We start from the raw sequence: 22,010 nt of genomic DNA on the forward strand, positions 1-22,010 counted from the left end.
CCTGACTGCGCCACAGCCCACATCGGACGTCGTCGCCCGGCGTGGGACGACAACGTCCTCGGAAATAGCTCCACAACGTCCGGGGGAACCCGGACGTTCTGTGAAGGGGATAGACCGAGGCTAGCGGGGTTAATCCCCGGTTACCGACGGCTGACCTGTCGGGTGCCTCACAAGACCGATTCTGGAATCGATTCAGCACCCGTTCAGCGCGCACGAAATTGTGACCTGGGCTTTATCCGGGGAAAAGCAAGTGCCCCGAGTGCGTCGAACAGCACACGGGGCACTTTTTCCAGCGTGAATGTGGGAGCGCTCTCAGTGGTCCGGACCAGTGAGTGTTCGAGTGCGATTCAGTGCGAACTGTGTGCTGTTTCCGGCACAAGTCCGTTTCGGGTCTAGTTCGGACTGATCCATTGCCCGGTGGTGGAATCGATTCGCACGACACCGGAAACCGATCCGAACGGCTCCTCGCGGTCGTCCGCCCACACGTCTTCCTCCGACAGCACACCGCTCTTGCTGTCCGGCACGTACTTGCCGTCGGAATCGATGTGGCCGCGCTCGACCTCGGTCCACGTGTCCTCGGCGGTGTGCTTGGTCATCACGACCTCGCCCTCCGTCGTGATCTCCGTGGCCAGGTCGGCCCTGCCGTCACCGTCGACGTCGGTGAACAGCCACGTGTCGCCCTGCTCGTCCTTCACCACGGCGGTGTCGGCACGGCCGTCACCGTCGGTGTCCTCGGTCGGGACCCCCACGTTCTGGTCGCCGCTGTCCGTGTCGACGATGATCGCCTGACCGGCGTTGGTGTTCGTCTGCTCGCGCGCGTCCGCGGGGTCGACCGAGATCCACTCGCCCGAGTGCCCGTCGAACCTGGCCTGCGCGACCAGGTTGCCGTCCCGGTCGAACGTGCTCATCAGGTCCGCGTCGCCGTCGCGGTCCGTGTCGGTGAAGGTCAGGTGCCCACCGTCGTCGGTCTCCACCACGGCGCTGTCCTCGACACCGTCGCGGTCCAGGTCGTAGGTCGTCTCGGCGGTGTACTCCTCGCCCTCGACGGTGACCTTGAGCTCGCCGTCGGCTCCGCCGTTCTCGTCGATGTACACCGGGCACCCCTCCTGAGCGTTTCGTACCGGTACGACCCACGTTAGGCCGATTCGGTTCCGAAGGTGAGACTGCACACCCGTTTCGTGCTCGTCCGAACGGACGGAACCGCTCAGGCGCGGTCCCGGACCGCGCGGATGCGCCCGAGGAGCTGGTCGACCTGGGCGCGGCCCGCGCGCACCTCGGCCTGGCGGCGCGTGGTGGTCTGGAGTTCGCGCCCGCGCTCGCCCGCCTCCATGCGGAGCGCCTTGTCGACGTCGCGGAGTTCGGCCTCGATGGCCTCGACCCGCCTGCCCAGCGCCTCGTCCAGCGCCAGGGACAGGTGCTGCTCCGCGGCGATGAGCTGCTCCGCGACGAGCTGGTCGACGGTCGAGCGGGCGTCGGCGATGGCGTCGGACAGCCACTGCTTGAGGTGCTGCTTGTCGGCCGAGTGCTTGCGGGTCCTGGCCATCCACCAGCCCGCGCCCAGACCGAGCACGAGGGTCACCGGCAGCACGATCGGGTTCAGCGCGGCCACGCCGAACCCCGCCAGCGGCAGCACGGCCAACCTCCCCGCGCCGAGTCCGCCGGACACGCCCATGAACACCAGCAGCTTGTCCTCGGCGGTCGGCGGGCGCTTGTCCGGGGGCCGCAGCACGACCGGCTGCGCCCCGCCCCTGGCGAACTGGGAGCGGATCACGGCCAGCTCGTCCGGTGAGAACAGCTCGGCCAGCGACGCGTCGGTCACCTGCGCCAGCCGGGTGGCGAGCAGTCCGCTGAGCCTGCCGGACACGACCTGGAGGGCGGCGTCCACCTGCTGCGGCAACGACACCAGCGCCTCGCGGTCGGCCGCGTCGATGGCCTGGCGGAACCAGGTCTGCACGTCCCGCACCTGGCGGTTCACCTCGTGGGAGCACTCGACGCGGGCCCGCTGGACCTCGCCGCGCAGCGTGAGCTGCCAGCCCCTGGTGGACGAGCGGCGCTGCGCGTTCAGCTCCTCGCGCCGCGCCCGCAGCGACTCGGCCTCCTCCTCGCCGACGCTCAGCGCGCGCTGCTCGCCCGCGAGGCGGACGTCGATCTCGGCCAGCACGGTGGCCAGCGCGCGCAGGGTGTTCGCCTCGGCGAGCATCGACGCGCGGCCGACGACCAGTTCCTGCAACGCCGACTGGAGGGCCGCGATGCCGGAGCGCTCGCGCAGCATGGCCGCGGCGTCCGGGTTCGGCGCCTTCGCGGCCATCTCGAACATCCGCGACGACACGGGGTGGAACACGGCGTCGGCGAACCTCGGCGCGTGCCGGGACAGCAGCGCCTTGTTCGCGGCCAGCAGCTCCCGCCAGCCGCGGAACTGGTCCGTCTTGGTGAGGGCGAACACGACGGTCTCGACGCGGTCACCGACCTCGTGCAGGAAGTCCAGCTCCCCCTTGGTGAACGGGGCTGACGAGTCCACCACGAACAGCAGCGCGGTGGCGGAGGCCGCGGCCTCCAGCGCGAGCTCGCCGTGCGCCGAGTCGAGCCCGCCGACACCGGGGGTGTCCACGACGGACATCCGCTCCAGCAGCGGCACGGGCACGTCGACCTCGACGTGGCGCGGCGGGAGCTGGCCGTCGGGCAGCTCGTGGGCCGCGGACACCCAGTTGACCAGCTCGGAGCGGTCGAACGGGACGGGCTCCAGCACGCCGGGGTAGCAGGCGCGGGCCGCCCACCGCTCGCCGTGCCGGAACACCAGGTAGGTGCTGGTCGCGACCTCGGCGTCCACCGGTGACAGGCCCGGCGTGGCCAGCAGGGCGTTGACCAGCGAACTCTTGCCGCGGTTCGTCTCGCCGACGACGACAACGCTCGGCGTGCGGTCGCGGGAGCCGCGGACCTCGTCGACCCAGTCGGCCGCCTTCGGGTCGACCTCGCGGACCAGCGCGGTCAGCTTCTCCCTGACCTGCTTGACGGTCTGCGGCAGGGTCACCGGGTCAGGCCCTCGCCGTGTACACGGTCACGACGGGCGGGCGCAGCGGCCGTTCGCGGTCGGTGAAGCCCACGACCTCGGTCTCCGCGACCACGCCGTCCAGGGTCGGGTCGTCGGTGGGCACGGTGCCGCCCGCCTCGTGCCGCGACGGGTCGAACCGGTCGCCGTCGGGCCGCACGGCGCGGACCCCGATGTCCGCGAGACCCTCCTCGATCCGCTCGACGACCCCGGCGCTGCGGGCCCGGTCGAGCGCGTACAGGCAGAGCTGGACCAGCGCCCGCCGCTCGGCCAGCGCCTGGTCGAGCAGTTCGTCGCCGATCGTCTCCATCATGGGTGCCGCCACACCCGTTTGCGACGCGGTCGCCACCGCGTCGGTTCCGTCCCCGCTCATCGCTGCCCCCCGCCGCGAAGCTGCTGCCAGATCAAGAAGTACGCGCGGTGCACCACGTGCGCCACCCTGCTCTGCGCCGGGGTCGCGCCGAACGACGCGAACGACCGCCACCAGCCCGCGCGGGCCAGCGCGTACGCGAGCAGTTCCGGCAGCGGTCTGCCGCGCAGGCCGAGCTGGTCGGGGATGTGCGGGCTGCCACCGACCCGCAGCACCTCCTCCACCAGCTCGGCGGGCATCGCGACCGCACCGGACGTCACCAGCGTCAACGCCTCCAGCAGGCGCAACTGGTGCGCCTCGGGCTTGGCGAGCAGCACCTCGATGGCGTTGTGCACGCGCTGCCGCTCGCCCGCGTCGCCGGAGGCCTGGGCGAGCGCCGTCACGGACGCGAGCGCGGCGGCGGCCTTGATGCCGTCGGCGCGGGCGCGGAACACCGCGTTCAGCTTGGCGCGGACCCCGTCGAGCCCGGAGGAGTCGAGCAGCTTGCGCCGCAGCGCCCCCGCGGTGACCGCCGGTTCGGCGGCGAGCGCCGCCAGCGCGCACCGCACGCCGTACAGGTCGAGCTTCTCCACGAGCCGCACCCGCACCCCGGCGGGCACGTCGCACTCCCAGCCGGTGAACAGGTCGGCCGACATCAGCATCATGTCGAGGGTGTCGGCGTCGAGCGCGGCGATCCGGCGCAGCGCCTCGGCGTCCGCGGCGGTGAACCCGCCCGTCTCGGCGGACTCGGCGACCAGGCCGATCACCGGCAGCACGTCGGCGACCCTCGGCTTGAGGATGCGCGCCTGCTTCTCCGCGAGCAGCAGCGCGGCCTTCCAGACGTCGCCGTCGGAGCCGTCGACCGACTCGGGCGCGATCGTGTCGGCCTTGTTCAGCACGGCGATGGCGTTCACCGGCCCGGCCTCGCGGCTCGCGGTGGCCGCGGTGAACGCGGCGAGGGCCTGGTGGTCGTCGGCCCGCACGCCCTGGGTCACCACGTAGAGCACGGCCTCGGCGCCCGCGACCGCGTTGCGCGAGACCGGGTCCAGGTCACCGGCCGCGCCCAGCAGCTCCTCGGTCCTCGCGACCGACGCGGCGTCCAGCGAGCCGAGGCCGGGGGTGTCGATCACCGTCAGGTCCCGCAGCACGGCGTTGGTCAGGTACGCCTCGACGTGCGACACCTCGGCCACGTCGACGCCGAGCGACGCGGGGATCATCCCCTCCGCGTCGAACGGCAGCACCTGCTTGCGGCCGTCGGTGAAGATCACCTCGATCCGGTCGACCGTGCCGTACTGGAACCGGGTCACCAGCCGGGTGCACTCGCCGACCGCCGTCGGGGCGACGCGGCGGCCGATCAGCGCGTTGACCAGCGTCGACTTGCCGGACTTGATGCGGCCGGCGATGGCGACCTGCAACGGGGCCGACAGCCTGCGCAGCACCTCGCGGAAGCCCGCGGCGGTCTCCGGCGACACCTGCGGCTGGAGCGCGACGCACAGGTTCGCGACCGCCGCCGAGAGCGGTCCGGCCAACTGTCGCCCCGTAGCCGTGGTCACGGCCAGATCGTGCCACGACCGGGTGGATCGTGGTGGTCGTTCGGTTTCGGCCCTCGTCGGGTGGGTACACGAAGATCGATGACGTTCGCGGAGGGAGCCAGTCCGATGGACCAGAGCTACGCCGTCTTCCTGCTTCTCGGGGTCGTGCTCGTCGTCGTCGACGGGCAGTTGATCTACCGCAGCGGCCGGGGCTACCTGAGCAAGGCCTACGGGAACGAGGAGTCGGCGCGGTCGATGAACCGGCTCGTGGCCGTGCTCTTCCACCTGGTCGTGCTCGGGCTGCTCATGCTGATCTCCACGATCGACGTGAGCACCGGCGACCCCGTCCAGGACGTCGTGTTCCGCCTGGGCATCGTGCTGCTGCTCCTCGCGCTGGCGCACGGCGCGACGATGGCGATCCTGGGCCGCATCCGCGACAAGCAGCTCCAGCAGGCGCTGGTCGACGAGATGGCCGAGGAGCACCGGCAGTTCGAGGAGAAGCACCGGGGCATCCCGCAGAGCCGCGTCGAGTCCGCGCCGGTCGTGGAGCAGCGCGCGACCGGGACCAGGAGCACCGAGAAGCCCTACTCGTCCAGGTAGGCCGCTTCGCCAGGGTAGGCGGCCCGCACGGCCGCGACCGCCGCCTCCACGTCTACGCCCAGCGCCCTGGCCGTCCCGGCGAACTCCGCCGCGGCGGCCTGGAGCGCGTTCGGGGCGGCGGCGGGCACGGACGCCACGACCGTGCCCTGCCTGCGGCCGGTGCTCAGCACCCCGCCCGCCTCCAGTTCGCGGTAGGCCCGCGCCACCGTGCCCGGTGCGATCCCGAGGTCGCCCGCGAGCTGCCGGATGGTCGGCAGCCGCGCCCCGGTCGGCAGCCAGCCGTGCACGATCAGCCGGGTGATCTGGTCGCGGACCTGGCGCCACGGCGGCACGCCGCTGTCGACGTCGACCACGATCCTCGGCGGTGCGCTCATCTCCCGGCGGCCGCTTCGGCCCGCGGCGGGCTGACCAGGTTCCACCCGAGTCCGATCAGCACCAGGCACAGCGCAGGCACCGCGTACCCGCTCGGGTCGGCCGCCACGGCGAGCACGCCCGCCACCGCCGTCCCCAGACCGAGGGCCACCCGCGCGCTGCGCAGCCGGAACGCCTCGTCCACGGCCTCGTCACCGCTGGTCGGGCGCTTCACGGCCAGCAGGATCGCACCGGTCGACGTGAGCACGCAGAACGCCAGGAACACGAGTGCGGGCACCGCGACCGGGCGGGCCAGGACCAGCAGCACCACCACGACGTCCACCCCGAGGAAGAACGCGACCAGCCCCCACGCGGGCACCAGGTCGCGGACCCGCCGGGGAACCAGCACGGCCACCCGGCGGACGCCCCTGCTCGGGCGCACGGCGGCGATCAGCTCGGCCAGCAGCATGCCCGCGAGCACCGTGGTCAGCACCTGCACGGTGAAGTAGCCGTCGTCGGAGGGGAGGAGCTTCGACGTGCCGTAGCCGATGGCCAGGAACAGCCACGGGTACAGCAGCCTCCGCCGCTTCAGGTACACCTTCGACTCGGCGACCTGCGCGGGTGTCGGGTCGACCACGTTCCACTTCCGCAGCACCTTGGCGGCGGTCTTGTCGGTCGGCCAGAGCGCGATCAGGAGCATCACCCCGACGAACGCCAAGGCCCCCAGTTCGATCCCGGTGTCGCGCACGTCGTCCTCCTGGTCGCGGCCGGTCAGCTCGTTTGTACCAAGCACTCGATACAAGAATCGCACGGGCGTCAACCTGGAGGCGTACGCACGTTCAGCCCGTGGCGCGACGCGGGAGGTTCGCCCAGTACCTAATCTTGCGACGTGCAGCGGTTGAGCCTGTGGATGCGAGCGCACCCGGTGTTCGGGGACTCCCTGATCGCCGGGCTGCTGTTCCTGTCCGACCTGACCGCGTTCGTCGGCTCCGACAAGGTGTCGCCCGGCGCGATCCTCCTGGTCGGGTTGCTGCTCACCGTGCCGGTGGCGTTCCGCCGCAGGTACCCGCTCGGCAGCAGCTACGTGATCCTGCTCGGCGGGTTCCTCCAGCTGATGACGCACGGCGGGCTGGAGAACGGCATGCCGGTGCGGGCCGCCGACTTCGCACTGGCCGTCGCGCTGTACACGGTCGTGGCGTACGTCGGGAAGCAGCAGGCGCTGCTCTACTCGATGGCCCTGTTCGTCGGGACGCTGGTCTGGGCGGTGTGGCGGCTCTCCGACCCCTCGGCGGCGGTGATCCTGACCTTCCTGGTCGCGGTGCTCTTCGGCTTCAGCTGGGCGCTCGGGTCGTTCGTCGGAGCGCGGCGGGCCTACCACTCGGAGCTGGAGCAGCGCCTGAAGCTGCTGGAGACCGAGCGCGACCAGCAGGCGCGGCTCGCGGTCGGCGAGGAGCGGTCGCGGATCGCCCGCGAGCTGCACGACGTGGTGGCGCACGCGGTGAGCGTGATGATCGTGCAGGCCGACGGCGCGGGGTACGCGATCCGGACGAAGCCGGAGCTGGCGGAGGCCGCGGTCAAGACGATCTCCGACACCGGCAGGCAGGCGCTGACCGAGCTGCGGCGGCTGCTGGGCGTGCTGCGCAGCGAGGACCAGTCCGGCACGCAGTGGGCGCCCCAGCCGGACGCGCGCGAGCTGGACGACCTGGCCGAGAACTGCCGGGCCGCCGGGCTGCCCGTGCGGCTGGAGGTCACCGGCGACGTGGAGCGGCTGCCCGCCGGCGTCGGGCTCAGCGTCTACCGGATCGTCCAGGAAGCCCTGACCAACACTCTCAAGCACGCGGGCACCGGCGCGAACGCCGTGGTCAAGGTGCTGCGGACCGACGAGAAGGTCGTGATCGAGGTGACCGACGACGGCTTCGGCACGCCCCACGACCTGGTGGCCGTGTCCGGCGGCAACGGGCTGATCGGCATGCGCGAACGGGCCGGTGTCCTGGGCGGCACCCTCGAAGCGGGCCCCAATCCGGGCGGTGGCTGGCGGGTTCGCGCCGTCATGCCGCTCGCGGCGACCTAGGGTGATCGCGTGATCCGAGTGCTGCTCGTCGACGACCAAGAGCTCATGCGCATGGGCTTCCGCATGGTGCTCGGCGCCCAACCAGACATCGACGTCGTCGGGGAGGCCGCCGACGGCCTCGACGCCGTGCAGCTCGCCGACCAGCTCCGGCCCGACGTCGTGCTGATGGACGTCCGGATGCCCGTGATGGACGGTGTCGAGGCGACCAAGCGGATCGCCGAGGCTGGCACGTCCAAGATCCTCGTGATGACCACGTTCGACATGGACGAGTACGCGCTGTCCGCGCTGCGCAACGGGGCCAGCGGGTTCCTGCTGAAGGACACCCCGCCCGGTGACCTGGTGTCCGCGCTGCGGGCCGTGGCCAGCGGCGACGCCGTGGTCTCGCCGAGCGTGACGAAGCGGCTGCTGAGCCGGTTCCTCGGCGAGGGCGGCGGCGAGCTGCGGGACGCGGCCGTGCTGGACGTGCTCACCGAGCGGGAGCGCGAGGTGCTGGTGCTCATCGCCAAGGGGCTGTCCAACACGGAGATCGCGCGGAAGCTGTTCCTGTCCGAGGCGACCGTGAAGACCCACGTGGGTCGGATCCTGGCGAAGCTGGAGATCAGGGACCGGGTGCAGGCCGTCGTGCTGGCCTACGAGACGGGCCTGGTCCGTCCGGGTGACGTCTGAGCCCTTCCCGCGGGCCGGTGGCGTTACGCGTCACGTCACCGGCCCGGCGGGCGGCCGGGCCTAGCCGACCTTCTCGATGCGGGCGTTGCGGATCAGGAACTTGCCGGGCTCGCGGACCTGCTCGAATGCCGCGTTGTTCAGCAGCGCGCAGCTGCCCGAGACACCGGTGACGCTGACCGTCGTGGACTTGCCGTTGTCCAGGTTCGTGACCTTGAGCTGGGTGCCCACGGGGAACTGGTTGCTGCTGGCGCCGGGAGCGCCGCCCTCACCGGAGAGGGTCACCGTCGAGCCGTCGCAGACGACCTGGCCGGTCGCGGGCTGCGCGGCCGGGGGCTGCGCGGCGGGCTGGGTCGCGGCGGGCTGTTCCGCGGCGGGCTGGCCCGCGCCCGCGCCGCTGACGACCTCGACCTTGTTGTTGCGGATCACGTTCTTGCCCGCTTCGCGGACCTGCTCCATCGCCGCGGTGTTGAGCAGCGCGCAGCTGGCCGACGTGCCGATGACGGGCACCGTGGTGGACTTGCCGTTGTCCAGGTTCGTGATCTTCAACTGCGTGCCGACGGCGAACTTGTTGCTCGTCACGCCGGGCGCGGCGGTGTCGGAGAAGAAGGTCAGGTTGCCGGGGCACGCGGAGGCGCCGCCCCCGGCCGCGGGCTGGCCGGCGGGGGGCTGGGCCGCGGCGGGACCGCCGCTGACGACCTCGACCGAGTTGTTGCGGATCACGTTCTTGCCCGCTTCGCGGACCTGGTCCATCGCGGCCTGGTTCAGCAGGGCGCAACTGCCCGACACACCGGTGACCGGCACGGTGGTGGACTTGCCGTTGTCCAGGTTCGTGATCTTGAGCTGGGTGCCCACCGGGAACTGGTTGCTCGTGACACCGGGAGCACCGCCTTCGGCGGAGAACGTGAGGTTCTGGCCCTGGCAGGCGGCTTGACCGGCAGCACCGCCACCCATGGCGAACGCCGATCCGGCACCCGCGCCAACCACTACGAGGAGACCGGCAGCGATCGTCCAGCGCCGCTTTCGCGCTACCTCGGGCATCCGTCGGCTCATGCCGTCACTTCCTTTCGTCGCGTAGTCAGGCCTACGGACGACCGAGGTGGCTGGTTCAGACCAGTACCGGAAACCTGTGGAGGTCGCCTATCGGTACTTCGACGCATCCACGCTGGTGGGAGCGGTCCCAGTCGACACCACGTCGAGATTCCACCGGCCCCAGTCGGGCGTGCTGCCGTCCAGGTCGGTGACGCCGTAGGTGTTCATCAGCGACCACGACGAGAGGGCCTGACCCGCGAACCGGGCCCGGTCGGGGTCGGCGGCCAGCGCGGCCACCCCGCGACCGAGGTAGTGCGGCGTCTCCGACACCGCGTAGTGCGGCTCCTTGGCGATCGCGTCCCGCCAGGTCTCCTCGGTGACGCCGAACGTCTCCAGCATCTGCTCGGAGCGCAGGAACCCCGGCGTCACCGCGACCGCCGTGCCGCCGTGCGGTTCGAGGTCCTTCGCGAGCCCGTGCGCGAGCCGCCGGAGTCCCGCCTTCACCGAGTCGTACGCGAGCATCCCGGAGTACGGGGAGTCGGCGTCGCCGTCGGTCACCTCGACCACCAGCCCGCCGGGCCGCCGGACCACCAGCGGCAGGAGCTTGTGCAGCGCGATGAAGTGCGACTCCATGCTGTTGCGCCACATGTCCAGCTGCCGGTCGAGGTCGGTCTCCCAGAACGGCTTGAACTCGACGGCCAGTTCACCGCCCCACACGTCGTCCACCAGCACGTCGAGCTGTCCATCCACTTCGGACTCGATGCGGTCGCGGAACGCGTCCACGTCGGCCGGGACCGTGAAGTCGCACCGCACCGCGATGCCCCGACCACCGGCGGCCGTCACGAGTTCCGCCGTCTCGTCGATCGTCTCGGCGCGCCCGATCGGCGACCGGCTCTCCCGCGTCGTGCGGCCGCCGACGAACACCGTCGCGCCCGCCGCCCCCAGCTCCACCGCGATCGCCCGACCCGCGCCCCTCGTCGCGCCGGTCACCGCGGCCACCTTGCCCTGCAACGGTTTCCCCATCACGTCCTCCTCCACGCCCTCAGCACCGCGTCCACGTCCTCGGCGGTCCGCTCCGCGAGCGCGCCCCGCGGCCGGACCGACCAGTCCATCGAGATCCCGTTGATCAGCCCTGCCAGCACCCGCGCCGCGAGCGCGGGGTCGGGTGCGCCGGGCAGGTCGGCGAGCCGGACGAGCTCGCGCAGCTCGTCCTCCACGGCCCGGAAGTGCTCGACCAGCAGCGCGCGCAGGTGCGGGTCGATGAGGTCCACCCCGAGCTGGGCGAGGTGGTTCGCCGCCACGTCGGCGTCCGCGATCTCGCCGAACAGGGTGATCAGCGCGGCGCGCAGCCCGTCGACCGGATCGGCCTCGGCCGCCGCCACGGCCCGCATCCGCGCCACGGCGGCGCGGGTCGACAGCCTGCTGACCTCCTGGAGCAGGCCGCTCTTGGAGCCGAAGCGCTGGGCGACCGTGCCGACGGAGACACCGGCCTCCGCGGCCACCTCCGCCATCGTGAACTCGGGACCGCGGCGGCCGATCAGGACCATCGCGGCGGACACGAGCCGTTCGTCGGTGATCGTCTTCGGTCGCGCCACCCCATTAGTGAACCATGATTCATTAATTCGTGCCACCGACTAGTCTTGACGCAGTGACCACACCCGATTGGCGTCCCCGGCTCATCGCACTCGACATCGACGGCACGATCGCCCGGATGGGTGAGAACGAAATAGCCCCCGCCGTGCGCTCGGCCATCGCCAGGGCGGTGGGGCACGGCGCGCACGTGGTGCTGTCCACCGGCCGCTCCCTCACCGGTACCAGGGCGGTCGTCGAGAGCCTCGGGCTGGAGGGCACGACCGTGCTGTGCTCCAACGGCGCGGTCTGGTGGGACACGACGACGAAGACCGTGGTCAAGCACTCCACGTTCGACACCGGAGCGGTGATGGACCGCCTGGTCGGCCTGCTGCCCGGCGCGGTCTACGGCGCCGAGCTGACCGGGGTCGGCAACCTCGTGTACGGCCGGTTCCCGGACGGCGACCTGTGGGGCGACCTGCGCGACGTCGACCTGGAGGAGTTCGTGGCCGAGCCGACGCCGCGGCTGGTCTGCCGCTGGCTCGACCACTCCCCGGAGGAGATGGCCTTCGCGCTGGTGGACGTCGAGCTGCCCGGCGCGCACTGGACCATCGACCACACGCTGGCGTGGCTGACGGCGGGCCCGGCGGGCGTGACGAAGGGGGCCGAACTGGAGGCCCTGCGCGTCCGGCTCGGCGTGTCGGCGGAGGACACCCTGGCGATCGGCGACGGCAGCAACGACGTCGAGATGCTGCGCTGGGCCGCCCTCGGCGTCGCGATGGGGCAGGCGCCCGCGGTCGTCCAGCAGTCCGCGGACGCCGTCACCGGAACGATCTTCGACGACGGCGCCGCGGACGTGCTGGACCGCTTCTTCCCCGGCTGACGGGCGTCCGCCCTCAGCCCGCCACGTCGAGCTTCGCGACCACCTCGACGTCGCGCAGCCGGACGACGACCTCCTCCGGCACGCCGTTGCGCTCGGCGAACTCGTCCGCGCGGGCCGCGCCCATGTAGCGGGCGCCGATCCGGCCCGTCCAGTACTTGACCTGCTCCCGGTCGTCGTCGATCTCCGCGCGGCCGGTGACCGTGACGAACGAGTGCGGCGGGTTCTCGTCGTCGAAGCAGATCGCGACCCGGCCGTCGCGGGCGATGGACCTGCCCTTGATCGAGCCGGTGTTGGTGGTGAAGACCAGCGTGCCGCCGTCGAGGTCGACCCAGATCGGGGAGACGTGCGGCGAGCCGTCCTTGCGGACCACCGCGAGCTTGCCGGTCTTCGCGGGCGTCGCCGAGATGAACTCGCGCCACCAGCCTTCAGGTGCGTCCGTGTAACCCATGACCGCACACCGTAGAGGCCCGCTTCCCTGAGAAAAATCAGGAAAGACCTAGGGGGCGACTCAGGGTCACCACGGATTACTACGACCGAGGTATCGGAGACAGTAAGACTGAAGTCGCACACAGGAATCAACTACCGACCGATGTGGTCGGCCCCCGCGGCGCGGCACGATGTGGATCGTCAACACGGATCGTCAACCGGGGAACGCAAGTGGACGGCACGGGCCGCCAGGGGGAGAAACCATGATCGAGGCGATCGGCCTCACCAAGCGGTACGGGACGACGGTGGCGGTGGACGACCTGTCCTTCACCATCCAGCCCGGCAGGGTGACCGGGTTCCTCGGGCCCAACGGCGCGGGCAAGTCCACCACCATGCGGATGATCCTCGGCCTCGACCGGCCGACCAGCGGCAAGGCGCTGATCGACGGCAAGCCGTACGCGCAGCTCGACCGTCCCCTGCGGACCGTCGGCGCGCTGCTGGACGCCAAGTGGGTGCACCCGAACCGGTCGGCGAGGGCCCACCTGCACTGGATGGCCAAGTCCAACGGGCTGCCGGACCGCCGCGTGGACGAGGTCCTCGACATGGTGGGTCTGACCGCCGTCGCCAAGCGGCGCGCGGGCGGGTTCTCGCTGGGCATGTCCCAGCGGCTGGGCATCGCGGGGGCGCTGCTCGGGGACCCGAAGGTGCTGCTGTTCGACGAGCCGGTCAACGGCCTCGACCCGGAGGGCATCCTCTGGATCAGGCAGTTCATGCAGAACCTGGCGGCGCAGGGGCGCACGGTGCTCGTGTCCAGCCACCTGCTGTCGGAGATGGCCGTCACCGCGCAGGACCTGGTGGTGATCGGCAAGGGCAAGATCATCTCGCAGAGCAGCACGACGGAGTTCATCGAGAGGGCGACCGAGAACAGCGTCCTGGTGCGCAGCCCGCAACTGGGCAAGCTGGGTCCGCTGCTGGTCGACAAGGGGTACACCGTCCGCAACGACGACGACGGCGCGCTCACGGTCGTGGGGGCGACCAGTGACCAGATCGGTGACATCGCGGGGGCCAACGGCGTGGTGCTGCACGAGTTGAGCCCGCAGCGCGGTTCGCTCGAACAGGCCTTCATGCAGTTGACCGGCGACTCCGTCGAGTACCACGCCGAGATCGGGAAGTGAACTGATGACTCTGCTCGCCGTCGAACGGATCAAGCTCTTCAGCACCCGCTCGCCGTGGTGGTGCATGGCGCTCGCCGTGGTGCTCACCGTCGGCATGGCCGCGCTGATCGCGGCCAACACGAACGACGAGTTCCCGCTGAGCGTGGGGCTCTCCCAGTCGTTCTCCAACTTCGGGATGATCGTGATCATGGTGATGGCCGCGCTGGCCGTCACCACCGAGTACCGCTTCGGCACGATCCGCGCCACGTTCCTCGCGGTGCCGGGCCGCATCCAGGCCCTGCTCGCCAAGACCGTCGTCGTCGCCGTGCTCGCGGGCGTCGTCGGCGAGGTCGTCGCCTTCGGCTCGTGGGGGATCAGCAAGCTGATCAAGCCGAACGCCGACCTGGCCATCAACTCCTCGGTGGAGTGGCGCAACGTCGCGGGCACCGGCCTGGTCTTCGCGCTCTCCGCGGTCCTGGCCATCGCGGTCGGCACGCTCGTCCGCCAGACGGCGGGGGCCGTCGCGATCCTGCTGGTCTACGCGCTGCTGGTGGAGAGCCTGATCGGGCTCATCCCGAAGATCGGCGTGAAGATCCAGGAGTGGATGCCCTTCATGCACGCCAACAACTTCCTGACCGCGGACGGCGCCGCGCTCCCCGAGGGAGCAGGCCCGCCGCGACTCGACTTCCCCTTCGGACCGTGGGGCTCGTTGGCCTACTTCGCGGCCATCAGCGTCGGTCTGCTCGTCGTGGCACTCGCTGTCGCCAAGAAGCGGGACGCGTAGGGGGAACGGGGGACGGATCCGACCGCCGCGGACGTTTGAGGGGACGTCCGCTGGTCGGACACGGGGGAGAGGGAGCCCGGGCCACCTTCGGGGTGTGGTCCGGGCTCCTTCGTCTTCTCCACTCGCGAAGATCAGCGGAGTGCGCGACGGTTACGGCCACGAACGCCGAGATCGGGGGATGGACCAGGTGACGCTCCTCGCCGTCGAACGGATCAAGCTCTTCAGCACGCGCTCACCCTGGTGGTGCACGGCGCTGGCGATGGTGATCACCATCGGCATGGCCGCCGTGATCGCGGCCAACACCGACGAGCGGTTCCCGCTGTCGGTGCCGGTGTCGCAGGGGTTCACGAACTTCGGCATGGTCGTGCTCATGGTGATGGCCGCGCTCGCCGTCACCACCGAGTACCGGTTCGGCACGATCCGCTCGACCTTCCTCGCCGCGCCGAGCAGGGTGCGGCCGCTGCTCGCCAAGACCGCCGTGGTGGCGCTGCTCTCCGGCGCCGTCGGCGAGGTGATCGCCTTCGGGTCGTGGGGCATCGGCACGCTGATCAGGCCCGAAGCCGACATGGCCATCAACTCCGCCGCCGAGTGGCGCAACGTCGCGGGCACCGGCCTGGTGTTCGCGCTCGCCGCCGTGCTCGCCGTCGCCGTGGGCCTCCTGGTCCGCCAGACCGCGGCCGCCGTGGCGGTCCTGCTGGTCTACACGCTGCTGCTGGAGAACCTGGTCGGGATCATCCCGACGGTCGGGCCGAAGGTCCAGCGCTGGCTGATCGGCCGGAACTCCGACCACTTCCTCACCGCGGGCAACCAGTCGTTCATCACCGAGGGCACGGGTTCGGACCAGCCCTTCGGCCCGTGGGGCTCGCTGGCCTACTACGCCGCCGTCTGCGTCGGCCTCCTGGTGGTCGCGCTCGTGGTGGTCAAGCGGCGGGACGCGTAGAACTCGTTCAACGCACAACTGACGTGATCGGAGAGTGGTCATGATCGAAGCGGCGGGACTCACGAAGCACTACGGCCCCACGGTGGCGGTCGACGACCTGTCCTTCACGGTCGAGGCGGGCCGGGTGACCGGGTTCCTCGGGCCGAACGGCGCGGGCAAGTCGACGACCATGCGGATGATCCTGGGGCTGGACACGCCCAACAAGGGGCGGGCGCTCATCAACGGCAAGCGGTACGCGGAGCTGAAGCGTCCCCTCGGGACGGTCGGCGCGCTGCTGGACGCGAAGTGGGTGCACCCCAACAGGTCCGCCCGGTCGCACCTGCGGTGGCTGGCGAAGTCGAACCACATCTCCGTCGGGCGCGTCGACGAGGTGCTGGAGATGGTCGGGCTGACCGCCGTCGCGAAGCGGAACGCGGGCGGCTTCTCGCTGGGCATGTCCCAGCGGCTCGGGCTCGCGGGCGCGCTGCTCGGCGACCCGGAGGTGCTGCTGTTCGACGAGCCGGTCAACGGGCTGGACCCCGAGGGCATCGTGTGGATCCGGCAGTTCATGCACCGGCTGGCCGCCGACGGCCGGACGGTGCTGGTGTCGAGCCACCTGCTGTCCGAGATGGCGCAGACGGCGCAGGAGCTGATCGTGATCGGCAAGGGCAAGCTGATCGCCCAGACGAGCACCGAGCAGTTCATCAAGGACGCCACCGAGGACAACGTCCGGGTGCGCTCCCCGCACGCGGCGAAGCTCCAGGAGCTGCTGGCCGGGTCGGCGACCGTCACCAGCGACGCGATCGACGGCGCGCTCGTGGTGCACGGCATGGACCCGGCGAGCATCGGTGAGCTGGCCGCCGCCAACGGGGTCGTGCTGCACGAGCTGAGCCCGCAGCGCGGCTCGCTGGAGGAGGCGTTCATGCAGTTGACCAAGGAGTCGGTGGAGTACCACGGGGCCTAGTACTTCGGCCGCCAGAACTCGTCGTCCGGTGGCGGGGGCTCCCACCCCGCCACGACCTCGATGCGCGGGCCCCGGCGCGCGCGGGCCCGGCGCAGCAGCACCAGCCCGCCGACCACCGCGAGCAGCAGCACCCCGGCGCCGAGCGCGAGCAGGGTGCCGGTGTCCACCGGGTCGGCGGCGGCCGGGACACCCGGCACGACGACCCCACCGGGCAGCAGGGGGTTGCGGTCGACCCGCGGCACGGTCGCCGTCAACGCCGCCACCGGGTTGACCAGACCGAACCCGGTCGCCTCGTCGCGGCCGGGCCCGGCGATGTCGGTCGCGCTCGCGACCAGCCGGTTCACCACGTCCGCCGCGCTCATGTCCGGGTACTTCGCCCGCACCAGCGCGGCGACGCCGGAGACCAGGGCCGCCGCCGCGCTCGTACCGCTCACCTGCGAGTACCCGCTCTCCGAGACGGACAGGGGCGACGCGGTGACGATGTCCTGCGCGGGTGCGGCGAGCACGGTGAGGGCCCCGGTGTTGGACGACGGCCACGGCGCGCCGCCCTCGACCGTGCCGGACACCGCGAGGACGCCGAGGACGTTCGCGGGCGCGCCGATGTGCCGGGCGCCGTCGTTGCCGGTGGCCGCGACGACCACCACGTCGTTGGCGAACGCGTACTCGACCGCGCCCTTCAGGTCCGGTGTGGACTCGACCGGCGTGCCGAGCGACAGGTTGACCACCCGAGCCCCGTTGTCGACGGCCCACCGGACGCTCTCCGTGACGGAGTCGCTGGGGAAGTCCTCGCCGTCCGTGCCCGCCGCGACCGGCAGGATCTTCGCGCCCGGCGCGATCCCGAGGGCGCCGCCGTCGCCCCGGCCCGCGATGAGCGTCGCCATGGAGGTGCCGTGGCCGTCGGTGTCGCGCACGCCGTCGGTGCCCGCGGCCGACCCGAAGCCGCGGCCCGGCAGCAACCGGCCCGAGAGGTCGGCGACGGTCTCGTCCACCCCGCTGTCCACGACGGCCACGACCACGCCGTCGCCCCGGCTGATCTCGTGCGCCGCGTACGCGTCCAGCGCTCCGAGGTGCCACTGCTCGTCCTCGATCGACGCACCGTGGACCGGTGGCGTGACGAACAGCAGGGCGAGCACCGCGAGAACCAGAACCCTCACGGACATCCGAGCCCCCAAATCAGCATCCGCACACTTCAAACCTGGATGTGGTGCCTTTCACAGCATGGTGCGGATCACAAATATTCCATGTCCACCATGTTTCCAAAACCTCATTCCGGGCACCTGGCACCAGGCACCCGTTAACACCACGTGAACTCCGGCACAGCGCCATGACAAGCGGCTCAGGACAGGCTCAGATGGAAAGCAACGAATCGCGTGCGGCCCTGGTACATCGCGGTGCCCTCCAGGTGTGGCCGTGCCCGCGATCGGTTATCCCCCCGTCAAGGAACTCCGCGGAGGTGAACCCGTGACGGTGCTCGATCCCAACCCGACTGCCGGATACCCGGCGACCGACTTTGCCCGCCCGCGCGCACACGGCGTGCGGGTCGAACCGATGGTCGGCCTCGAATGGTCCCACGCCATCGAAGCCATGAACACCGTCACCCTGGCCCAGAGCCCCGCCGAGAGCAGGCGGGCCTGGATCCACCGCGCCGACGAGGAGCAGGTGCTCGCGCTGTTCCGCTCGGTGCACACCGTCACGCAGAACCCGCCGTCGCCGTGGTGGCTGCGCGCGCTGCACCGCGGCAAGCTGCCGTCCCGTGCCGCGGGCTTCGCCGTCGAGGACGAGGTGACCGCGCTGCTGTCGGCCCGTCCGGGATGGGTGTACGTGCCGTGGGCGTCCGAGGGCGAGGTCGGCTACTGGGAGTTCGTGCCGTCGGAGAGCGGCGTGTACGGCCCGTCCGAGCCGACGACCGTGCAGTTCACGGACCTGCACCCCGGCTGGGTCGACCTGCTGCCCGTGCACCGCGGACCGGGGCTCCAGCAGCCCATCCCGTTCACCACCGCCGATCTGCGGGAGCAGATCGAGGACCTGGAGAACATCGCCTGACGTGCGGTTCGGCGTGGTTTGTAGGCTGTGCGGTCGTGACCCCCAGCCAGCAGACCCCGCCGAACCACCGTTCCATCGTCAGCTTCGTCCAGCGCGGTGAGCGGATGACGGTCGGCCAGCAGCGCGCGTGGGACACCCACTGGGAGCGCCTCGGCCGGGACGTCAAGGAACTGCCCGAGGGGCCCGTGGACTTCTCCGGCTGGTTCGGCCGCGAGGCCCCCGTGCTGCTGGAGATCGGTTCCGGCATGGGCGAGACCACCTCCCAGCTCGTCGCCGACGCCCCGGACGTCAACTACGTGGCCGTCGAGGTCTACAAGCCCGGCCTGGCGATGCTGATCCTGCGCGCGGAGCTGCTCGGCGTCGACAACCTGCGCCTGCTGCGCGGTGACGCGGTCGACCTGATCACCGAGCACGTCCCCGAGGCCTCGCTGTCCGGGGTGCGGATCTTCTTCCCGGACCCGTGGCCGAAGAAGAAGCACCACAAGCGCCGCCTCGTGCAGCCCGACTTCGTCTCCCTGCTCGCCTCGCGGCTGGTGCCCGGCGGGATGCTGCACCTCGCGACCGACTGGGAGAACTACGCCGATCAGATGATGGCCGTCTGCTCGGCCGAGCCGAAGCTCGACAACCCGCACGCGGCCGAGCCCGGCGGATGGGCTCCGAGGCCCGAATGGCGGCCGGTCACCAAGTTCGAGCAGCGCGCCGTCGAAGAGGGCCGGATCAGCCACGATCTGATGTTCCTGCGGAACACGCTCACCTGACCGTGTACTCAAGCCGCGACCCTCAGTGGTCGATGTACCACCACTGAGGGTTTCTAGATCGCTAGATGGGGTGGTCACTGTTGATCACCCGGAGTGCCCCGTCTGGCAGTGACGAGTTAATGCTCAGCGCAACTACGGTTACCGACCGTGACCGCAGTCCACAACGGAGCACGCACGCTCCCCGAGGCAGCAGACCTCGATGCCGCGGAGGGCTTCCTCCGCATGTTCCACGTCGCACACCCCGAGGCGGGCGCCGTCAGCGCCCGGCTCGCGGACGTGCGGGCGGAAGTGGCGACGACCGGCACCTACCGGCACACCGCACAGGAGTTGTCCTACGGCGCCCGCATCGCGATGCGCGACAGCGGCTGGTGCACCAGCGGGCTGCCGTGGCGCAGGCTGAAGGTGCGCGACCTGCGCGGCTTCCGCAACGCGGCGGCGGTGGCGGGCGAGTGCGTCGAGCACCTGCGGCTCGCCACCAACGGCGGTGAGATCAAGCCGCTGATCACCGTGTTCGCCCCGGACTCGCCGTCGGGCCCCGGCCCGTGCATCTGGAACGAGCAGCTCATCCGGTACGCCGGGTACTCCGACGGGCTCGGAGACCCGCGCTACGCCGCGTTCACCGACGCCGTGCTGGGCATGGGCTGGCGGGCACCCGCCGACCGCGGCCGGTTCGACGTGCTCCCGCTCGTCGTGGAGACCGCCCACGAGGGCCCTCGACTGTTCACCCTGCCGCCCGAGGTGGTGCACGAGGTGCCCGTCGAGCACCCCGACCTGCCGTGGTTCGCGCAGCTCGGCCTGCGCTGGCACGCGGTGCCGGTGATCGGCAACATGCGCCTGTCCATCGGCGGCATCACCTACCCCGCCGCGCCGTTCAACTCGTGGTTCGTCGGCTCCGAGATCGGCACCCGCAGCCTCGCCGACGAGCACGGCTACGCCGCCGCGAAACCCGTCGCGCAAGCCCTTGGCCTGGACACCAGCTCCGAGCGCACGCTGTGGCGCGACCGGGCCGTCGTCGAGCTGAACCGCGCGGTGCTGCACTCGTTCGACCGCGCCGAGGTCACCATCACCGACCACCACGCCGAATCGCTGCACCGGCTGTCGTGGTTGCGCGGCAGGCAGCGGCACACCGGCAACCGCCCGACCTTCCGCCTCGACCCCGGTGCGGCGCGGCGCGCGCGCACCGGTGGCCCGGCTCGTTTTTCCGGAACGGCCGCGGAAACCACCCAACCGCAATCCCCAGGGCGATTGGCGGAACTGCTCAAGCACCACCAGGATCGTTCGAGCGGCCTGCACGCCGACGAATCCACCTAATTACACACCGGTAATTCCCGGCGATTTCCTCAGCGCTGCGAGTCGACCATCACGCCTGATAGGGCCATCAGAACGAGCACCAGCAGACCGAGCACCGCACCGAACCAAGTAGCGACAACCGTGAACATGACGTCCTCCGTTTCCCCGAACTCCGCCTCTCCAGAGTCGCTGTTCACGACGTCATCCGACATCGGCCACCGGGGTATTTTCCGGTGACCGGGGGTCAGCCTTACGGCTGATGTGGGACCCGACCGGAGTCGGACGCGGTATCAGCCCGCAGGACCTAGGTTGTCCACGTGGAGAGCACCAACCTGAGCTGGCGGACCATGGTCAGACGTCAGTGGCCCCTGGCTTGTGCCCTGCTCATCCTGCTGGCCCTGGACGCGGCGAGCACGTTCGACCTCGGCTCGCGGTCCTGGCAGCTGCCCGGCGTGGTCGTGCTGTGCGTGATCGCGGTGCTGACGCCGCGCCGTCCGTTCGACGCCGCGCTCACCGCGGCCGCGACCCTGGTGATCGGCTCCGCGGTGCTCAGGCTGAGCGGCCTGGGGGTGTCCCCGCCGATCGTCGGCAAGCTCCTGATCACCGAGACCGCCGCGCTGATGGCGCTGATCGCGATCCTGGTCCGCGAGGCCCCGAGGTGGCGGGCGGCGCTGGGCGTGGTGGTCCTGGTCGCCACGATCGCCGCGACCACGTGGATCAGGCCCGACTACCAGATCGACTGGGGCGAGGGCCCCAAGACGTACGGGCCCGAGCTGTGGCCCAACGTCATCGGCGGCACCGTGTTCCTGATCATCTCGGTCGGCACCGGCCTGTACTTCCGGTCGCGCGACCGGGAGCGCAGGCAGTCGGTCGAGGCGGAGGTGCTGGCGGCGCAGCACGCCGAGCGGATGGCGCTGGCCCGCGAGCTGCACGACGTGGTCGCGCACTACGTGACGAGCATCGTCGTGCACTCGCAGGCCGCCGAGGCGGTGCTGGAGCTGAACCCGGACGCGGCCCGCGAGGTCCTGCCGGTGATCACCAACAGCGGCACGGAGGCGCTTGCCGCCATGCGCAAGCTCGTCGGCACGCTGCGCGGCTCGGAGCCCGCGGGCTCGGGGTCGGTCGGCTCGACCAGCAACCTCGCCGCCGACGTCCGGGCCGTGACCGAGGAGTCCGGCCTCCCGGTCCACCTGGAGTTCGACCGGGCCGAGCAGGTCCCGCCCGAGTTCGAGCGCTCGGTGCTGCGCCTGGTCCAGGAGTCGCTGACCAACTCCCGCAAGCACGCCACCGACGTGACCAGGGTCGAGGTGTCGGTGTCCACCAGGGAGAGCGCGGTCCACGTCCGCGTCGCCGACAACGGGCGCGGCACGAGGCAGGCGCCGGTCGGCGGGTCCGGCGGCTACGGGCTCGTCGGCATGCGCGAACGCGTCGAACTGCTGGGTGGGACGTTCACCGCGGGCACCCGCTCGGGCGACGGCTGGGAGGTGCGGGCCCAGATCCCCATCACGGCCTGAACCGCCCGCGGGCGGAGGTTCGAGGGGCCCGACGCGTTCCTCCGCGCCGGGCCCCTCGTGGG

The 22,010-nt window shown here is 71.1% G+C and carries 23 protein-coding genes and 1 pseudogene; 12 read left to right on the top strand and 12 right to left on the bottom strand.

The features are described 5' to 3' along the window. Nucleotides 1-392: 392 nt before the first annotated feature. The 4 genes from VFZ92_RS37880 to VFZ92_RS37895 all read right to left on the bottom strand — a co-directional run bounded on the left by VFZ92_RS37880 (nt 393) and on the right by VFZ92_RS37895 (nt 4,948). Nucleotides 393-1,094, bottom strand: coding sequence for a DUF6802 family protein (locus VFZ92_RS37880; RefSeq protein WP_330882091.1), 702 nt, complete (start codon nt 1,092-1,094; stop codon nt 393-395). Nucleotides 1,095-1,204: 110 nt separating this feature from the next. Then, complete coding sequence (locus VFZ92_RS37885) at nt 1,205-3,028, bottom strand: dynamin family protein (protein ID WP_330882092.1); 1,824 nt, start codon at nt 3,026-3,028, stop codon at nt 1,205-1,207. 4 nt (nt 3,029-3,032) lie between these two features. Continuing rightward, nucleotides 3,033-3,359, bottom strand: coding sequence for a nucleotide exchange factor GrpE (gene grpE / locus VFZ92_RS37890; protein WP_330882134.1), 327 nt, complete (start codon nt 3,357-3,359; stop codon nt 3,033-3,035). A gap of 56 nt (nt 3,360-3,415) precedes the next feature. Beyond that, nucleotides 3,416-4,948, bottom strand: coding sequence for a dynamin family protein (locus tag VFZ92_RS37895; RefSeq protein ID WP_414720108.1), 1,533 nt, complete (start codon nt 4,946-4,948; stop codon nt 3,416-3,418). 105 nt (nt 4,949-5,053) lie between these two features. Between VFZ92_RS37895 and VFZ92_RS37900 the strand changes: the two genes are divergently transcribed. Continuing rightward, nucleotides 5,054-5,527 (top strand): hypothetical protein, encoded by a 474-nt coding sequence (locus VFZ92_RS37900; protein ID WP_330882142.1) that lies wholly within the window; start codon nt 5,054-5,056, stop codon nt 5,525-5,527. Here the strand turns inward: VFZ92_RS37900 and VFZ92_RS37905 are convergent. After that, nucleotides 5,512-5,901, bottom strand: a complete 390-nt coding sequence (locus VFZ92_RS37905) for a GntR family transcriptional regulator (protein WP_330882094.1) — start codon at nt 5,899-5,901, stop codon at nt 5,512-5,514. The genes VFZ92_RS37900 and VFZ92_RS37905 overlap by 16 nt on opposite strands. After that, nucleotides 5,898-6,671, bottom strand: coding sequence for a hypothetical protein (locus VFZ92_RS37910; protein WP_330882096.1), 774 nt, complete (start codon nt 6,669-6,671; stop codon nt 5,898-5,900). Before VFZ92_RS37910 ends, VFZ92_RS37905 begins: the two co-directional genes overlap by 4 nt. Nucleotides 6,672-6,788: 117 nt before the next feature. Between VFZ92_RS37910 and VFZ92_RS37915 the strand changes: the two genes are divergently transcribed. Next, on the top strand, nt 6,789-7,949 hold the full coding sequence (locus VFZ92_RS37915; protein WP_330882138.1) for a sensor histidine kinase: 1,161 nt from the start codon (nt 6,789-6,791) through the stop codon (nt 7,947-7,949). 9 nt (nt 7,950-7,958) lie between these two features. Continuing rightward, nucleotides 7,959-8,615 carry a response regulator transcription factor gene (locus VFZ92_RS37920; protein ID WP_330882098.1) on the top strand — a complete coding sequence of 219 codons (657 nt, stop codon included), beginning with the start codon at nt 7,959-7,961 and terminating at the stop codon, nt 8,613-8,615. Between the two features lie 60 nt (nt 8,616-8,675). On the opposite strand, the pseudogene VFZ92_RS42550 reads toward VFZ92_RS37920, so the two are convergent. The 3 genes and pseudogenes from VFZ92_RS42550 to VFZ92_RS37935 all read right to left on the bottom strand — a co-directional run. After that, a pseudogene (locus VFZ92_RS42550) lies at nt 8,676-8,942 on the bottom strand (hypothetical protein); the annotation flags it as partial. An 810-nt stretch (nt 8,943-9,752) separates the two neighbouring features. Next, on the bottom strand, nt 9,753-10,667 hold the full coding sequence (locus VFZ92_RS37930) for an SDR family oxidoreductase (RefSeq protein ID WP_330882102.1): 915 nt from the start codon (nt 10,665-10,667) through the stop codon (nt 9,753-9,755). Beyond that, nucleotides 10,667-11,239 (bottom strand): TetR/AcrR family transcriptional regulator, encoded by a 573-nt coding sequence (locus VFZ92_RS37935; RefSeq protein ID WP_330882104.1) that lies wholly within the window; start codon nt 11,237-11,239, stop codon nt 10,667-10,669. The genes VFZ92_RS37930 and VFZ92_RS37935 overlap by 1 nt, the downstream gene beginning before the upstream one ends. A 53-nt stretch (nt 11,240-11,292) precedes the next feature. Here VFZ92_RS37935 and VFZ92_RS37940 point away from each other — a divergent pair, with 53 nt between their 5' ends. Further along, nucleotides 11,293-12,096 (top strand): HAD family hydrolase, encoded by an 804-nt coding sequence (locus VFZ92_RS37940; protein WP_330882106.1) that lies wholly within the window; start codon nt 11,293-11,295, stop codon nt 12,094-12,096. A 13-nt stretch (nt 12,097-12,109) separates the two neighbouring features. Here VFZ92_RS37940 and VFZ92_RS37945 read toward each other — a convergent pair whose 3' ends face one another. Then, on the bottom strand, nt 12,110-12,544 hold the full coding sequence (locus VFZ92_RS37945) for a PPOX class F420-dependent oxidoreductase (RefSeq protein WP_330882108.1): 435 nt from the start codon (nt 12,542-12,544) through the stop codon (nt 12,110-12,112). A gap of 241 nt (nt 12,545-12,785) precedes the next feature. On the opposite strand from VFZ92_RS37945, the gene VFZ92_RS37950 reads away from it, so the two are divergent. The 4 genes from VFZ92_RS37950 (at nt 12,786) to VFZ92_RS37965 (ending at nt 16,343) form a co-directional block, all read left to right on the top strand. After that, nucleotides 12,786-13,697 (top strand): ABC transporter ATP-binding protein, encoded by a 912-nt coding sequence (locus tag VFZ92_RS37950; RefSeq protein WP_330882110.1) that lies wholly within the window; start codon nt 12,786-12,788, stop codon nt 13,695-13,697. Nucleotides 13,698-13,701: 4 nt separating this feature from the next. Continuing rightward, on the top strand, nt 13,702-14,460 hold the full coding sequence (locus VFZ92_RS37955; RefSeq protein ID WP_330882113.1) for a hypothetical protein: 759 nt from the start codon (nt 13,702-13,704) through the stop codon (nt 14,458-14,460). Nucleotides 14,461-14,638: 178 nt separating this feature from the next. Beyond that, on the top strand, nt 14,639-15,400 hold the full coding sequence (locus VFZ92_RS37960) for an ABC transporter permease (protein ID WP_330882115.1): 762 nt from the start codon (nt 14,639-14,641) through the stop codon (nt 15,398-15,400). A gap of 40 nt (nt 15,401-15,440) precedes the next feature. Further along, nucleotides 15,441-16,343 carry an ABC transporter ATP-binding protein gene (locus VFZ92_RS37965; protein ID WP_330882117.1) on the top strand — a complete coding sequence of 301 codons (903 nt, stop codon included), beginning with the start codon at nt 15,441-15,443 and terminating at the stop codon, nt 16,341-16,343. On the opposite strand, the gene VFZ92_RS37970 is transcribed toward VFZ92_RS37965, so the two are convergent. Beyond that, a complete protein-coding gene (locus tag VFZ92_RS37970; RefSeq protein WP_330882120.1) occupies nt 16,340-17,503 on the bottom strand; it encodes a S8 family serine peptidase in 1,164 nt (387 codons plus the stop codon). The two genes, VFZ92_RS37965 and VFZ92_RS37970, sit on opposite strands and share 4 nt — an antisense overlap. A 424-nt stretch (nt 17,504-17,927) precedes the next feature. On the opposite strand from VFZ92_RS37970, the gene VFZ92_RS37975 reads away from it, so the two are divergent. The 3 genes from VFZ92_RS37975 to VFZ92_RS37985 all read left to right on the top strand — a co-directional run bounded on the left by VFZ92_RS37975 (nt 17,928) and on the right by VFZ92_RS37985 (nt 20,455). Further along, complete coding sequence (locus VFZ92_RS37975) at nt 17,928-18,386, top strand: hypothetical protein (protein WP_330882122.1); 459 nt, start codon at nt 17,928-17,930, stop codon at nt 18,384-18,386. Between the two features lie 104 nt (nt 18,387-18,490). Then, the gene (gene trmB / locus VFZ92_RS37980) at nt 18,491-19,144 is read left to right on the top strand and encodes a tRNA (guanosine(46)-N7)-methyltransferase TrmB (protein ID WP_330882140.1); all 654 of its coding nucleotides are present in this window, start codon (nt 18,491-18,493) and stop codon (nt 19,142-19,144) included. Nucleotides 19,145-19,291: 147 nt separating this feature from the next. Continuing rightward, entirely contained in the window at nt 19,292-20,455 is a 1,164-nt protein-coding gene (locus tag VFZ92_RS37985; RefSeq protein ID WP_330882124.1) for a nitric oxide synthase oxygenase, read from the top strand. Between the two features lie 29 nt (nt 20,456-20,484). Here the strand turns inward: VFZ92_RS37985 and VFZ92_RS37990 are convergent, their stop codons facing one another. Continuing rightward, complete coding sequence (locus VFZ92_RS37990; protein ID WP_330882126.1) at nt 20,485-20,646, bottom strand: hypothetical protein; 162 nt, start codon at nt 20,644-20,646, stop codon at nt 20,485-20,487. A 105-nt stretch (nt 20,647-20,751) separates the two neighbouring features. On the opposite strand from VFZ92_RS37990, the gene VFZ92_RS37995 reads away from it, so the two are divergent. Next, complete coding sequence (locus VFZ92_RS37995; RefSeq protein ID WP_330882128.1) at nt 20,752-21,948, top strand: sensor histidine kinase; 1,197 nt, start codon at nt 20,752-20,754, stop codon at nt 21,946-21,948. Nucleotides 21,949-22,010: the final 62 nt, after the last annotated feature.

It is taken from the genome of Umezawaea sp. (assembly GCF_036375055.1).
GTDB lineage: Bacteria > Actinomycetota > Actinomycetes > Mycobacteriales > Pseudonocardiaceae > Umezawaea.

What these genes read in the sequence shown, in the direction of transcription:
- VFZ92_RS37930 (WP_330882102.1), bottom strand. Translation starts at nt 10,667, where the DNA reads ATGGGGAAACCGTTGCAGGGCAAGGTGGCCGCGGTGACCGGCGCGACG.
- VFZ92_RS37905 (WP_330882094.1), bottom strand. Translation starts at nt 5,901, where the DNA reads ATGAGCGCACCGCCGAGGATCGTGGTCGACGTCGACAGCGGCGTGCCG.
- VFZ92_RS37965 (WP_330882117.1), top strand. Translation starts at nt 15,441, where the DNA reads ATGATCGAAGCGGCGGGACTCACGAAGCACTACGGCCCCACGGTGGCG.
- VFZ92_RS37975 (WP_330882122.1), top strand. Translation starts at nt 17,928, where the DNA reads ATGAACACCGTCACCCTGGCCCAGAGCCCCGCCGAGAGCAGGCGGGCC.
- VFZ92_RS37970 (WP_330882120.1), bottom strand. Translation starts at nt 17,503, where the DNA reads ATGTCCGTGAGGGTTCTGGTTCTCGCGGTGCTCGCCCTGCTGTTCGTC.
- grpE (WP_330882134.1), bottom strand. Translation starts at nt 3,359, where the DNA reads ATGATGGAGACGATCGGCGACGAACTGCTCGACCAGGCGCTGGCCGAG.
- VFZ92_RS37990 (WP_330882126.1), bottom strand. Translation starts at nt 20,646, where the DNA reads ATGTCGGATGACGTCGTGAACAGCGACTCTGGAGAGGCGGAGTTCGGG.
- VFZ92_RS37950 (WP_330882110.1), top strand. Translation starts at nt 12,786, where the DNA reads ATGATCGAGGCGATCGGCCTCACCAAGCGGTACGGGACGACGGTGGCG.
- VFZ92_RS37900 (WP_330882142.1), top strand. Translation starts at nt 5,054, where the DNA reads ATGGACCAGAGCTACGCCGTCTTCCTGCTTCTCGGGGTCGTGCTCGTC.
- VFZ92_RS37955 (WP_330882113.1), top strand. Translation starts at nt 13,702, where the DNA reads ATGACTCTGCTCGCCGTCGAACGGATCAAGCTCTTCAGCACCCGCTCG.
- VFZ92_RS37945 (WP_330882108.1), bottom strand. Translation starts at nt 12,544, where the DNA reads ATGGGTTACACGGACGCACCTGAAGGCTGGTGGCGCGAGTTCATCTCG.
- VFZ92_RS37960 (WP_330882115.1), top strand. Translation starts at nt 14,639, where the DNA reads ATGGACCAGGTGACGCTCCTCGCCGTCGAACGGATCAAGCTCTTCAGC.
- VFZ92_RS37915 (WP_330882138.1), top strand. Translation starts at nt 6,789, where the DNA reads ATGCGAGCGCACCCGGTGTTCGGGGACTCCCTGATCGCCGGGCTGCTG.
- trmB (WP_330882140.1), top strand. Translation starts at nt 18,491, where the DNA reads ATGACGGTCGGCCAGCAGCGCGCGTGGGACACCCACTGGGAGCGCCTC.